The sequence below is a fragment of the Curtobacterium sp. MCLR17_055 genome (assembly GCF_003234305.1).
GTDB classification, from domain to species: domain Bacteria; phylum Actinomycetota; class Actinomycetes; order Actinomycetales; family Microbacteriaceae; genus Curtobacterium; species Curtobacterium flaccumfaciens.
The window spans coordinates 41745-54558 of sequence record NZ_QKSX01000015.1; the positions used below are offsets into that span (position 1 = coordinate 41745).

The 12814-nt window shown below is 70.4% G+C and carries 11 protein-coding genes; 9 read left to right on the plus strand and 2 right to left on the minus strand.

The window, feature by feature from the left end:
* Nucleotide 1 precedes the first annotated feature (1 nt).
* From DEJ09_RS13530 to DEJ09_RS13570, 9 genes are all read left to right on the plus strand, one after another.
* Nucleotides 2-727 carry a YggS family pyridoxal phosphate-dependent enzyme gene (locus DEJ09_RS13530; RefSeq protein WP_111088930.1) on the plus strand — a complete coding sequence of 242 codons (726 nt, stop codon included), beginning with the start codon at nt 2-4 and terminating at the stop codon, nt 725-727.
* Between the two features lie 41 nt (nt 728-768).
* On the plus strand, nt 769-1353 hold the full coding sequence (locus tag DEJ09_RS13535; protein WP_071405422.1) for a cell division protein SepF: 585 nt from the start codon (nt 769-771) through the stop codon (nt 1351-1353).
* Nucleotides 1354-1421: 68 nt separating this feature from the next.
* Nucleotides 1422-1718, plus strand: coding sequence for a YggT family protein (locus DEJ09_RS13540; RefSeq protein ID WP_084741074.1), 297 nt, complete (start codon nt 1422-1424; stop codon nt 1716-1718).
* Nucleotides 1719-1903: 185 nt separating this feature from the next.
* The gene (locus tag DEJ09_RS13545) at nt 1904-2584 is read left to right on the plus strand and encodes a DivIVA domain-containing protein (protein WP_071405424.1); all 681 of its coding nucleotides are present in this window, start codon (nt 1904-1906) and stop codon (nt 2582-2584) included.
* Nucleotides 2585-2586: 2 nt separating this feature from the next.
* The gene (gene lspA, locus DEJ09_RS13550) at nt 2587-3273 is read left to right on the plus strand and encodes a signal peptidase II (protein ID WP_258373905.1); all 687 of its coding nucleotides are present in this window, start codon (nt 2587-2589) and stop codon (nt 3271-3273) included.
* Nucleotides 3270-4199: an RluA family pseudouridine synthase gene (locus tag DEJ09_RS13555; RefSeq protein WP_111088931.1), complete on the plus strand. Its 930-nt coding sequence runs from the start codon at nt 3270-3272 to the stop codon at nt 4197-4199. Before lspA ends, DEJ09_RS13555 begins: the two co-directional genes overlap by 4 nt.
* 925 nt (nt 4200-5124) lie before the next feature.
* Complete coding sequence (dnaE, locus tag DEJ09_RS13560; RefSeq protein ID WP_071245757.1) at nt 5125-8604, plus strand: DNA polymerase III subunit alpha; 3480 nt, start codon at nt 5125-5127, stop codon at nt 8602-8604.
* 11 nt (nt 8605-8615) lie between these two features.
* Nucleotides 8616-8966 carry a DUF2200 domain-containing protein gene (locus DEJ09_RS13565; RefSeq protein WP_111047157.1) on the plus strand — a complete coding sequence of 117 codons (351 nt, stop codon included), beginning with the start codon at nt 8616-8618 and terminating at the stop codon, nt 8964-8966.
* Nucleotides 8967-9109: 143 nt separating this feature from the next.
* Complete coding sequence (locus tag DEJ09_RS13570; protein WP_146245728.1) at nt 9110-9766, plus strand: hypothetical protein; 657 nt, start codon at nt 9110-9112, stop codon at nt 9764-9766.
* A 59-nt stretch (nt 9767-9825) separates the two neighbouring features.
* On the opposite strand, the gene DEJ09_RS13575 is transcribed toward DEJ09_RS13570, so the two are convergent.
* On the minus strand, nt 9826-11280 hold the full coding sequence (locus DEJ09_RS13575; RefSeq protein ID WP_111088933.1) for a glycosyltransferase family 2 protein: 1455 nt from the start codon (nt 11278-11280) through the stop codon (nt 9826-9828).
* Nucleotides 11277-12647, minus strand: coding sequence for a glycosyltransferase family 4 protein (locus tag DEJ09_RS13580; RefSeq protein WP_111088934.1), 1371 nt, complete (start codon nt 12645-12647; stop codon nt 11277-11279). Before DEJ09_RS13580 ends, DEJ09_RS13575 begins: the two co-directional genes overlap by 4 nt.
* Nucleotides 12648-12814: the final 167 nt, after the last annotated feature.

The following is a 12814-nucleotide window of genomic DNA, read 5'->3' on the forward strand; positions in this document are numbered from 1 at the left end:
CTTGGTAGCCGACACGCGCCTCCCGTCCGCCTCGTCTCACGACGACGGACTGGAGGCGCGCGTTGCGTCCGTCCGGAGCGGCATCGCCGACGCGGCGCGCGCCGCAGGGCGCTCACCCGACGAACTCACGCTCGTCGTCGTCACGAAGTACCACCCGGCGTCACTCGTGCGCGAGCTCGCCGCACTCGGCGTGACGGACGTGGGGGAGAACCGCCACCAGGAAGCGCAGGCGAAGGCCGCCGAACTGGCGGACCTCGGCCTGACCTGGCACTTCGTCGGGCAGCTGCAGTCGAAGAAGGCCCGGCAGGCCCGGCGGTACGCCCACGTCGTGCAGTCGCTCGACCGTGGCTCCGTCGTCGACGCGTTCGCCCCGACCGAGGCCGAGCCGGAGCCGCCGGTCATCGACGGCTTCGTGCAGGTCAACCTCACCGACGACCCCGGCCGTGGCGGGGTGCAGCCGGACGACGTCGAGGCGATGGTGGCCGGTGTCCTGGCCACCGGGACCATCCGACTGCGGGGTGTGATGGCGGTCGCGCCCCTGGACGAGGAGCCCCGAGCCGCCTTCGCCCGACTCCGCTCGATCTCCGAACGGGTCGTGTCGCTCGAGCCCGGCGCCACCGACATCTCGGCCGGCATGAGCGGGGACTACGCCGAGGCGATCCTCGAGGGCGCGACACACCTGCGGATCGGCACCGCAATCACGGGAAACCGGCCGCCCGCACCCTAGCCTCGTTGCAGGGCACCACGAGCACGAACCCCGGAGGAACCATGGCCAACCCGCTGAAGAAGACGATGGTCTACCTCGGCCTCGCCGATGAGGAACTCGACTACGAGGACGAGCAGCAGGCCGAGCCCGCGCGCCAGCAGGCAGCCCCTGCTCGCCAGGCCGCAGCGGCTGCTCCGGCGCCCGCCGAACCGCAGGAAGCCCCCGCCGCGGCAGCAGCCCCGGCGGCCGCTCCCGCAGCGGCGCCGGCTCCCACCAAGACGCACACCCACCAGCGCGGCGCCCAGGTCACTCCGCTCCGCCGCTCGCACACGACCGCACAGAAGGCGACCCCGGTCCAGGAAATGAACGAGATCCTCACCGTCCACCCGCGCGAGTACAAGGACGCCCAGTCCATCGCCGAGAGCTTCCGCGACGGCATCCCCGTCATCATCAACCTCTCGCAGATGACCGAGGGTGACGCCCGACGCATGATCGACTTCGCCTCCGGGCTGTCGCTCGGCCTGTTCGGCAAGATCGAGCGCGTCACGAACAAGGTCTTCCTCCTGTCGCCGGCCCACGTCGCAGTGAGCGGTGAGCCCGCTGAGGTAGAGTCCGACATCGAGGCGAACTTCTTCGCCCAGTCCTGAGCCGTACCCGGCACACCCGCCCCTGAGCGTCGTCTGACGACGCTCGCCCGAGACGAGCGAGCCCCATCGTGTCCGTGATCCTAGGGATCATCTCCCTCGCGTTGCTCCTGTACTTCTTCGTGATGTGGGGGCGCTTCGCGCTCGACCTCGTGCAGAGCTTCAACCGTTCCTGGCGGCCGCGCGGGGGCATGCTCGTGGTGTCCGAGTTCGTCTACACGGTCACGGATCCGCCCATCCGAGCGGTGCGACGGGTCCTCCCGCCGCTCCGCCTCGGGCCGGTGGCGCTCGACTTCGGCTGGACGATCGTGATGCTCGTCGTCATCATCGCCCGGTTCGTGGTCGCCGCTCTGGCACGCGGTATCTGAGCGGACTCCCGTCCGCGACACGCGCCACGCCCGGCGCAGGTCACGGTTCCGCCCCATCGTCGGTGTACGGTGGTCGGGATCGATGCCCGCTCCGGTGGCGCATCCGCACCGCACGGTACGACTGGTAGATTCGGTCGAACCGCACGCGGTTCCACACGTTCAGCAGTTCTATTGAGGTGACGGCAATGGCTTTGACGCCGGAAGACGTAGTCAACAAGCGGTTCCAGCCGACGAAGTTCCGCGAGGGCTACGACCAGGACGAGGTCGACGACTTCCTCGACGAGGTCGTGGTCGAGCTCCGTCGCCTGACCGCGGAGAACGACGAGCTCCGCCAGCGCCTGCAGGCGGCCGAGTCGGCCCCGCAGCCGGCGCAGGCCGAGCAGCCGGCTCCCGCAGCCGAGCCGGAGCCCACCCCGGCCCCGGTCGAGGCAGCACCGGAGCCCGCTCCGGTCGCCGCGGCGGCTCCGGCCACGACGGTCCCCGCCGACGAGGACACCGAGGGCACCACGAACCTCCTGACCCTGGCGCGGCGTCTCCACGAGGAGCACGTCCGCGAGGGCATCGAGAAGCGCGACGCGCTCATCGCCGAGGGCACGGCCCAGGCGGCTCGCCTGGTCTCCGAGGCCGAGGCGAAGCAGCGCCAGATCATCGCCGACACCGAGAACACGAACCGTCAGCGTGTCGCGGTGCTCGAGCAGGAGCAGCGCCAGCTCGAGGGCAAGATCGACGAGCTCCGGACCTTCGAGCGCGACTACCGTGCGCAGCTCAAGAGCTACATCCAGGGTCAGCTCTCCGAGCTCGACACCTCGGGCGAGCAGTCCGGTCTCACCCCGGCGCCGGCTTCGGCGCAGGGCTTCGGCAACTGACGTTGTCGCGACCAGCATCACGAGCGAAGGTCAGTGTCCGCGCGATCGCGGCACTGGCCTTCGCCGCTGTCGTGGTGGTGGCGTTCGACCAGGTCGCCAAGACGCTGGTCGTCGCGAACCTGCCCTACGGCACCCCCGTACCGGTCCTCGGCGGGGCGTTGCAGTTCCTGTACGTCCGGAACCCGGGGGCCGCGTTCTCGTTCGCGGTGAACATGACCTGGGTGTTCTCGGTCATCTCGGCCGCGGTCGTCGTCGCGATCATCGTGTACTCGCGTCGCATCCGGTCGATGTGGTGGGCCATCGTGCTCGGCATGCTGCTCGGCGGCGCGCTGGGCAACCTGCTCGACCGGCTCTTCCGTGAGCCGGGCTTCGGTCGCGGCCACGTCGTCGACTTCATCTCGACGCCGTGGATGATGCCGGCGATCTACAACGTCGCCGACTCCTTCATCTGCATCAGCATGGTGGTCTTCGTGCTGCTGGTGATCCTCGGGGTGAACCTCGACGGCACCCGCACGCTCTCGGCCAAGCGCCAGGCGCAGCTCGACGCGGCGCAGCCGGTCGACGCGGCGGAGCCGCTCGACGGTGGGGCCGCGTTCTCGTCGACCGATGCCGCTCTCGACGAGCCGACCCGCGCCTCCAGGCCGGAGGACCGCGACCGTCGCGACACGCTGGGCCACGACGCCACGTGAGCGAATCGCGTTCTCTTCCCGTGCCCGACGGGCTCGCCGGTGAGCGCGTCGACGCCGCCATCGCGAAGCTCCTCGGCTTCAGCCGGTCGTTCGCGGCCGACGTCGTCGCCGCCGGTGGCGTCCGCGTCGACGGTGTCACCGTCGACAAGTCGGACCGGCTGCACGCCGACTCCTGGCTCGAGGTCGAGTGGACCCCGAAGGAGCCGCCGCGCATCGTCCCGGCGGCCGTGCCGGGCATGACGATCGTGCACGACGACGAGGACATCGTCGTGGTGGACAAGCCCGTCGGTGTCGCCGCGCACCCCTCGCCGGGGTGGGACGGCCCGACCGTGCCCGGAGGCCTCGCCGCCGCCGGGTTCACGATCGCGACGTCGGGCGCCGCCGAACGCGCCGGGATCGTGCACCGCCTCGACGTCGGGACCTCGGGCCTGATGGTCGTCGCGAAGACCGAGCTGGCGTACACGCACCTGAAGCGGGCCTTCAAGGAGCGCACGGTCGAGAAGGTCTACCACGCACTCGCGCAGGGCCACCCCGACCCGACCTCGGGCACGATCGACGCCCCCATCGGCCGGCACCCGTCGAGCGACTGGAAGTTCGCGGTCACGTCGGAGGGCAAGCCGAGCGTCACTCACTACGAGACGCTCGAGGCCTTCCGGGCCGCCACCCTGCTCGAGGTGCACCTGGAGACCGGGCGCACCCACCAGATCCGGGTGCACATGGCTGCCACACGCCACCCGCTCGTCGGGGACACGATGTACGGCGCCGACCCGGTGCTCGCGGCCGAGCTCGGGCTGACGCGCCAGTGGCTCGACGCCGTCCGGCTGGGCTTCGACCACCCCCGTACGGGCGAGTGGGTGTCCTTCGAGGCGCAGTACCCGGACGACCTGCAGGCAGCGCTGGAGCAGATCCGGAGTGCGTCGCTCTGACGCGCCCGGGCGCTTGCGCCGAGGGGTCGCGAACTGTCGGCTGCGGCGCCGCCAGGCGACGCTTTCTGCGCCCGCGGCGGCCGGCGTGCGGCGTGTCCTGCTCCCTCGGCGGGGCGGCCCGCGCGTGTCCTGACCGACGCGCCCGGGTGCTCGCGCCGAGGGGTCACGAACTGTCGGATGCGGCGCCGCCAGGCGACGCTTTCTGCGCCCGCGGCGGCCGGCGTGCGGCGTGTCCTGCCCTCTCGGCGGCGCGCCCCGCGCGCGTCGCGGCCCGGTGCCGGCCTGGAGGCGCGGTGCGGCCCCGACCCGCGCCTCCAGGCCGACGCGCCCGACCGCACGCGCCGAGGGGTCACGAACTGTCGGCTGCGGCGCCGCCAGGCGACGCTTTGTGTGCTCGCGGGGGAGCGCGTGCGGCGTGTCCTGCTCTCTCGGCGGGGCGCCCCGCGCGTGTCCAGACCGACGCGCCCGGGCGCCTGCGCCGAGGGGACATGAACTGTCGGCTGCGGCGCCGCCAGGCGACGCTTTCTGCGGAATAGGCGGGGCGCCCCGCGGGGGTCGCGACCCGGTGCCGGTCGGGAGGCGCGGTGCGGGCCCTCCACGCGCCTCCCGGCACGCCCGGGCGCTTGCGCCGAGGGGTCACGAACTGTCGGCTGGGGCGCCGCCAGGCGACGCTTTCTGCACCCGCGGCGGTCTGCCTGCGGCGTGTCCTGCCCCCTCGGCGTGGCGCCCCGCGCGCGTCGCGACCCGATGCCGGCCTGGAGGCGCGGTGCGGCCCCGCCCCGTGCCTCCAGTCCGCCCCGACGCGCGCGGGAATGTGGGCGGCCGCGGTTAGGCTGTTCCCACCCCGCAGCACACCGTACGAACCGGAGGTTCCGTGTCGGATTCCGACTCCTTCGTCCACCTGCACGTGCACAGCGAGTACTCGATGCTCGACGGTGCCGCCAGGCTCTCCGACCTCGTGGCGGAGACCGCCGCGCAGGGGATGCCCGCCGTGGCGGTGACCGACCACGGCAACATGTTCGGCGCCTTCGAGTTCTGGAAGGCCGCCAAGGCCGGTGGCGTCAAACCGATCATCGGGACCGAGGCGTACATCACGCCCCGCACGCACCGCTCGGACAAGACCCGTGTGCGCTGGGGTGACGGTGGTGGCGACGACGTGTCCGGCGCCGGCTCGTACACGCACATGACGATGTTCGCCGAGAACACGACGGGCATGCACAACCTGTTCCGGTTGTCGTCCAAGGCGTCGCTCGAGGGCTACTACTTCAAGCCCCGCATGGACATCGAGCTCCTGCAGGAGTACCACGAGGGCATCATCGCCACGACCGGCTGCCCCTCGGGGGAGATCCAGACGCGCCTGCGGCTCGGCCAGTACGACGAAGCGGTGCAGGCCGCCGCCGACTACCGCGACATCTTCGGCAAGGAGAACTACTTCGCCGAGGTCATGGACCACGGCCTCGAGATCGAACGCCGGATCATGAGCGACCTGATCCGCCTGGCGAAGGACCTCGACATCCCGCTGGTCGGCACCAACGACCTGCACTACACGCACGCCCACGACGCCAAGTCGCACGCGGCACTGCTCTGCGTGCAGTCCGGCTCGACCCTGAACGACCCCAACCGCTTCAAGTTCGACGCCGACGAGTTCTACCTGAAGACCCCGGCGCAGATGCGGCACGTCTTCCGCGACAACCTCGAGGCCTGCGACAACACGCTGCTCATCGCGGAACGCTGCAACGTCGAGTTCGACACCTCGGCCAACTACATGCCGAAGTTCCCGGTGCCCGAGGGCGAGACCGAGCACTCCTGGTTCGAGAAAGAGGTCGCGAAGGGGCTGGACTACCGGTACCCGGACGGCATCTCGAAAGAGGTGCAGGACCGAGCCGACTACGAGGTCGGCATCATCAACCAGATGGGGTTCCCGGGCTACTTCCTGGTGGTCGCGGACTTCATCAACTGGTCCAAGAACAACGGCATCCGCGTCGGTCCGGGTCGTGGCTCCGGCGCCGGCTCGATGGTGGCGTACGCGATGCGCATCACCGACCTCGACCCGATCCGGCACGGCCTGATCTTCGAGCGCTTCCTCAACCCGGACCGCGTCTCGATGCCCGACTTCGACGTCGACTTCGACGACCGGCGCCGCGGTGAGGCGATCAAGTACGTCACCGAGAAGTACGGGTCGGAGCGCGTCGCGCAGATCGTCACGTACGGCACGATCAAGGCGAAGCAGGCGCTGAAAGACTCCTCGCGCGTCCTCGGGTTCCCGTTCGGTATGGGCGAGAAGCTCACGAAGGCCATGCCGCCGCCCGTGATGGGCAAGGACATCCCGCTCACCGGGATCTTCGACAAGGACCACCCGCGCTACAAGGAAGCCGTCGACGTCCGCACCGTGGTCGAGACCGACCCCGAGGCGAAGACCGTCTTCGACACCGCACTCGGGCTCGAGGGGCTGAAGCGTCAGTGGGGCGTGCACGCGGCCGGCGTCATCATGTCGAGCGACCCGCTGATCGACATCATCCCGATCATGAAGCGGGAGCAGGACGGCCAGATCGTCACGCAGTTCGACTACCCGGCAGCGGAGTCGCTCGGCCTGATCAAGATGGACTTCCTGGGGCTCCGCAACCTGACGATTATCAGTGACGCCCTCGACAACATCAAGACGAACCGTGGGACCGAGCTCGACCTCGAGAACATGGGGCTCGAGGACCCCGAGGCGTACGCGCTCCTGCAGCGCGGCGACACCCTCGGTGTGTTCCAGCTCGACGGTGGGCCGATGCGTGGCCTGCTGCGGCTGATGAAGCCCGACAACTTCGAGGACATCTCCGCGCTCATCGCCCTGTACCGCCCGGGGCCCATGGGTGCGAACTCGCACACGAACTACGCGCTCCGCAAGAACGGCGAACAGCCGATCACGCCGATCCACCCGGAGCTCGAGGAGCCCCTCAAGGACATCATCGGTACGACCTACGGCCTGATCATCTACCAGGAGCAGGTCATGGCCATCGCGCAGAAGGTCGCCGGGTTCTCCCTCGGCCAGGCGGACATCCTCCGCCGCGCGATGGGCAAGAAGAAGAAGTCCGAGCTCGACAAGCAGTACGCGGGCTTCCAGCAGGGCATGAAGGACAACGGGTACTCCGACGCGGCGATCAAGACGCTGTGGGACATCCTGCTGCCCTTCTCCGACTACGCGTTCAACAAGGCGCACTCGGCGGCCTACGGTGTGGTGTCCTTCTGGACCGCGTACCTCAAGGCGCACTACCCGGCTGAGTACATGGCGGCGCTGCTGACGAGCGTCGGCGACGCCCGGGACAAGCTCGCGCTCTACCTGAACGAGTGCCGCCGGATGGGCATCAAGGTGATGCCGCCGGACGTCAACGAGTCGATCGGCTTCTTCGCCGCAGTCGGCGACGACATCCGCTTCGGCATGGGTGCCATCCGCAACGTCGGGTTCAACGTCGTCGACGACATCGTCAAGGCGCGGACCGAGAAGGGCGCCTTCGAGTCGTTCCACGACTTCCTGCGCAAGATCCCGATCTCGTCGGCGAACAAGCGCACGGTCGAGTCGCTCATCAAGGCCGGCGCCTTCGACGAGTTCGGTGACACCCGCCGAGCCCTGGTGGAGATCCACGAGGGCGCGGTCGAGGGCGCGGTGAAGGTCAAGCGCGACGAGGCCCACGGCAACGTCGGGTTCGACTTCGACTCGCTCTTCGCCGAGGCAGCCGAGGACGCCCCGAGCGCCGCGGTGTCCCAGGTGCCGGACCGTCCGGAGTGGTCCAAGCGCGACAAGCTGGCCTTCGAGCGGGACATGCTCGGGCTCTACGTGTCCGACCACCCGCTCGCGGGTCTCGAGATCGAGCTCGCGAAGCACCAGTCGATCACCATCGCCGACCTGCTCACCGCCGACGACTCGATCGAGGGCGAGACGGTCACCGTCGCCGGCCTGCTGACGAGCGTGCAGCACCGGGTGGCGAAGACGAGCGGCAACCCGTACGGCATCGTCGACATCGAGGACTTCGGCGGCCAGATCGGCGTGATGTTCCTGGGCAAGACCTACCAGGAGTTCGGCCCGTCCCTGGTGCCCGACTCGATCGTCGTCCTGCGCGGCCGCGTCAACGTCCGCGACGACGGCAAGGCCCTGCACGCGGTGAGCATGTTCCAGCCGAACGTCGGCGATGCGATGGGCTCCGGCCCGCTCACCCTGTCCCTTCCGGAACGACAGGCCACGACGACCACGGTGACGGAACTCGCCGCCGTGCTCGGCCGCCACCAGGGTGACACCGAGGTCCGGCTGAAGCTGCTCAAGGACGACGTCGCGCGCACGTTCGAGCTGCCGTTCCCGGTGAACCTGACCCCCGACCTGTTCGGCGAGCTGAAGAGCCTGCTCGGACCCCGCTGCCTGGTGTAGGAGCACCGACCATGGCCGGTCACCGGATCTTCGGGACGCCCGTCGCGGACGTCTACGGGCACTACCTGGCGAAGGTGGAGCGGAAGGGCCACACGAAGGCGGAGCTCGACACCGTCATCGAGTGGTTGACCGGTTTCGACGACCGGGCGCTCGCGCAGCACCTGGCCGACCGGACCACGTTCGAGGACTTCTTCGCCGGCGCGCACCTCAACCCGAACGCCCCGCTCATCACCGGGGTGATCTGCGGGGTGCGGATCGAGGAGCTCGACGACCCGCTCATGCGGCAGATCCGGTACCTCGACAAGCTCGTCGACGAGGTGGCCAAGGGCCGGCCGATGGCGAAGATCCTCCGGACCGCGTGACCCACTCGCGGCCGGCGCCCCCGGACCCCGGATTGCTCGCCGCGTTCGGTGCGGGAGCAGCCACACCGGTGCCACTCGTGGGGGGCCGCGGGCTCTCCTGGCGGGCGGGCGACATCGTCCTCCGGCCCCACGACGGTGTGCTCGTGACCGACTGGCGCGCTGCGGTGCTGACAGACCTGGGCCACACGTCGGCGTTCCGGACTCCGAGACCGGTGCCCACTCGCGCCGGTGCCTGGAGGTGCGGGGAGTGGGAGACGTGGGAGTTCGTCGCCGGGGTCGCTGACGAGACCCGTGTCGACGACGTCATCCGAGCGGGTCGGGCCTTCCACCGCGCAGTCGCCGACGTCGGGTGCCCCGCGTTCCTCCGGACGGCCGACCCCGAGACCGACGACCCGTGGCGTCGCGCCGACCGCATGGCCTGGGGCGAGGCACCACTGCCGACCGACCCGACCCTCGACCGCCTGGCCGCGGCGTTCCGTCCCGTCCACGCGCCGGCGCAGTTGATCCACGGGGACCTGCTGAGCAACGTCCTGTTCGCGGAGGGACTCGCGCCCGCGATCATCGACTGGCCACCGTACTGGCGTCCGGCCGGCACGGGAGCCGCGATCGCCGCGGTGGACGCGGTCTGCTGGCACGGCGTGTCCGTCGACCGCCTCGACGATCTCGGCGAGGGCGAACACGAGTGGCGGCAGTTGCTCCTGCGCGCCCTCGTGTTCCGGATCGCCACGCTGCACCTGCTCGGTGCGTTCGACGTGGCCGGCATCACGCGACACCGCGCGGTCGTCGACGCACTCGCGTGACGGACGGGAGGCCCGTGGCGGCGCCGCCACGGGCCTCCCGTCCACTCGTCGGTCGTCGCTCAGGCGCCGCGGCCGGCGATCGCGCGGAGGCGGGCGACGATGCGCGGGTTGCGCGCACCGAACGTGAGCGCGGCGAGGCGTCGGACCGACACCGTCGCGCGGTGCACCAGGAGGCCGGTCGCTTCGGCGATGTCCGAAACCGCATGCCAGCGAGCACGAAGGGACGCCGGGTCGATCTCGTTCGCGGCGGCTGTGCGGACGAGCCGGACGAGGTCGTCCCCGTCGCGCCAGCTCGTGCTCTGGTTCTCGAAGCGGCGCAGGATGCGGTCGATCGCCGACGCACGGTGGTTCGCGACCGCGTGTGACCACCGGACGTCCTGCGACACGGGGTCGACGAGGATCCAGCGGGGAGCGTTGGCGTTGAGCGCGGAGAGCTGCGCGAACGTGGTCAGGGCGCCGAGCGCGACCGCGACGTCGAAGATCTGTCGTGGCCGGCCCCCGACGGCGATCGCAGCGCCCGGGAACGCCTCACGGGCGTCCCGGATCTGCGACTTCGCGACGATGACCGTGACGACGACGTCATCCGGCGCTGCAGTGAGGGTGCTGCGGGTCCGGGCGATGACCTCGTCGGTCAGGTCGGCCGGGAGGTGCAGCGCCACGCGGACGACGTCGTCGTCGGGCAGGAACGCATCGGCGAACACGTCGACGGCGTCACGGTACCGGGCGAGGAAGAGCGCGATCGCGCCGCCGTAGAAGGGGTAGCGCTCGAGCAGGATCCGCTCGTGCTCGAGTCGGAGCGAGGGACCGCGATCCCCGCTGAAGCTCGTCGAGCCCGTGTGCAGGACCAACGCGCGGTTCGCCAACACCGAGGTGAAGCCGTGCTCGTTGATCCGCAGGCAGAAGTCGTTCTCCTCGCCGTAGCCGGGGGAGAAGACGTCGTCGAACAACCCGAAGCGGTCGACCATCTCACGCCGGATGAGGAAGCAGAAGCCCATCGCCACCGGGGAGACCGTGTGCCGCGGGAGCAGGTACTTCGTCCGGCCGTGCAGCTCGCGGGTGCGGCGCGGTGCGAGGCTCGCGCGCGGGTTCCGCCGCGCGTAGGGGAAGGACGCGATCGTGGCGTTGTCGCTCCTCGCGCACACGACGCCGATCGAGTCGTCCGAGGCCAGGACCGCGGTCATCTCGTCCAGGAACCCCGGCATCGGGACGGTGTCGCTGTTGAGGAGCAGGACGTCGTTGCCCGTGCGGTCGAGCTCGAGGACCGCCCGGTTGCAGTTGCCGACGAAGCCGAGGTTGCGGCTGTTGCGGGTGTACTCGAACCCCTCGTGGTCACCGACGAGCTCGAGCACCCGGGCCTCGATCGCGTCGACGCGGGGGCCCATGTCGTTCGCCAGGAGCACGCGGTCGACGGCGAAGTCCACCGTCTCGAGCAGTGCCTCGATGCAGCGCTCGAGACCGGGGAGGTCGTCGTAGATCGGGACCACGATCGTGACCGGACGACGGTCGCGCGTCATCGCCGAGCCAGCTTCCGGACGACGACGCCCGGCCGGGCGAGGAGTCGGCCGACGGCCCCGGAGCGGGATCGCACGCGGCTCGCGAGGAGTCCGACGGCGGCTCTGGCGCTCGTCGCACCGAGCGAGGCGTACGCGCCGGGCAGCTCGAACCAGTAGCGCGCCGCCTGGGGGAGCCGGTAGCCCTCGGTGCCGACCAGCGCGACCAACCGTGCGATGGCCGCCGCGTTGTCGTGGCCCGCACCCGTGACGGTGGCGAGGCGGTCCGGTGCAGCCGCACCGTGCCTCCTGGCCGTGTCCGGGTCGGCCGCGTACGCGGCGAGGGCGTCGGCGAGGGCGTTCGTGTCGTCGGCATCGACCAACGCGCCGGTCACGCCGGGCTCCACGAGTTCCGCGCTGCCGCCTTGGCGCGTGGCGACGACGGCCCTGCCGAGCGCCATGTACTCGGCGGTGGTGCGACCGAAGGCCTCGATGGTGGACGGCGTGACGCAGACGTCGGCCGCCTGGATGAAGGGCGCGGGCGTGTGCTGCTCGCCAGCGAAGACGACGTGCTCGGCGACACCGAGCGCGCGGGCGCGGTCGGTGAGCCGCTGGTCCTCACCCGGGTGCTTCCAGCTCCCGACGAAACAGACGCTCGCGGTCACGCCTCGTCGGCGCAGCGCGCCGAGCGCGTCGACGACGCGGTGTTGCCCCTTGGACTCCTCGACGCGGCCGAGGACCGTGATCCGGAGGCCGGGTTCTGCCTGCGGGAAGGGGGTGACGGCAGGCGTGTCGTCCTTCGTCGCCAGGAGTCGGCTCGTGTCGACCGTCGGGTACGCGACGGAGAGCTTGTCGGCAGGGATGTACTGCGCCAGGTGCTCGCGCATCGCCTCGGAGTTGGTGACGACGGCCCCGGACAGCAGGCCGATGTCGCCGAGGACGCCCGCACGGCCCGTCTGGAACTGCAGACCGTGGTCGAGGTCGCCGTACTCGCGGACGAACCACGCCTGCGGGATCCCGAGGACCGCGGCGGCGAACGACGCCCACGGGGCGACGAGTGTGTTGGTGACGACGAGGTCCGGGCGCTCGCGCTCGTACTTCCGGATGATCGCGTTGACGGCGGCGTAGTCGACGGTCGCGAAGGCGGCGCGTTCGGCAGCCGGTGCGGGCTGTGGACTCGGCAGGGCCCAGCCGCGGAACCGCAGCGCGTCGTACGACCAGCCACGCTCGTCGAGGGCATCGATGAACTTGCCGCGCGGGGCCTTGGTGATGAAGGTCGGCGTCATGGCCGGGTCCTGCGCCTGCCAGTCCTCCACGAAGCGGATGAGTGACCGTTCCGCCCCGCCGAGGTTCACCGGCGCGGTGGAGTGGTTGGCGAAGCTGACGATCACCCACCAACCCTACTCAGGTTTCACCAGGTGTTCGTCTCCGCGGCACCCGCAGCAGACAAGCATCACCGAGTCGAACGTGGCAAGTGCAACCTTTGTGCGAGAATGTCTCGTCCCCGAATCCCTGTGAGGAGCGCTGCGTTGCGCCCCGGAGGAGCCTGCACCCGAAG

Excerpts from the sequence above, each read along its gene's own strand:
- DEJ09_RS13535 (WP_071405422.1), top strand. The coding sequence starts at position 769 with ATGGCCAACCCGCTGAAGAAGACGATGGTCTACCTCGGCCTCGCCGAT.
- DEJ09_RS13545 (WP_071405424.1), top strand. The coding sequence starts at position 1,904 with ATGGCTTTGACGCCGGAAGACGTAGTCAACAAGCGGTTCCAGCCGACG.
- dnaE (WP_071245757.1), top strand. The coding sequence starts at position 5,125 with ATGCTCGACGGTGCCGCCAGGCTCTCCGACCTCGTGGCGGAGACCGCC.
- DEJ09_RS13565 (WP_111047157.1), top strand. The coding sequence starts at position 8,616 with ATGGCCGGTCACCGGATCTTCGGGACGCCCGTCGCGGACGTCTACGGG.
- DEJ09_RS13575 (WP_111088933.1), bottom strand. The coding sequence starts at position 11,280 with ATGACGCGCGACCGTCGTCCGGTCACGATCGTGGTCCCGATCTACGAC.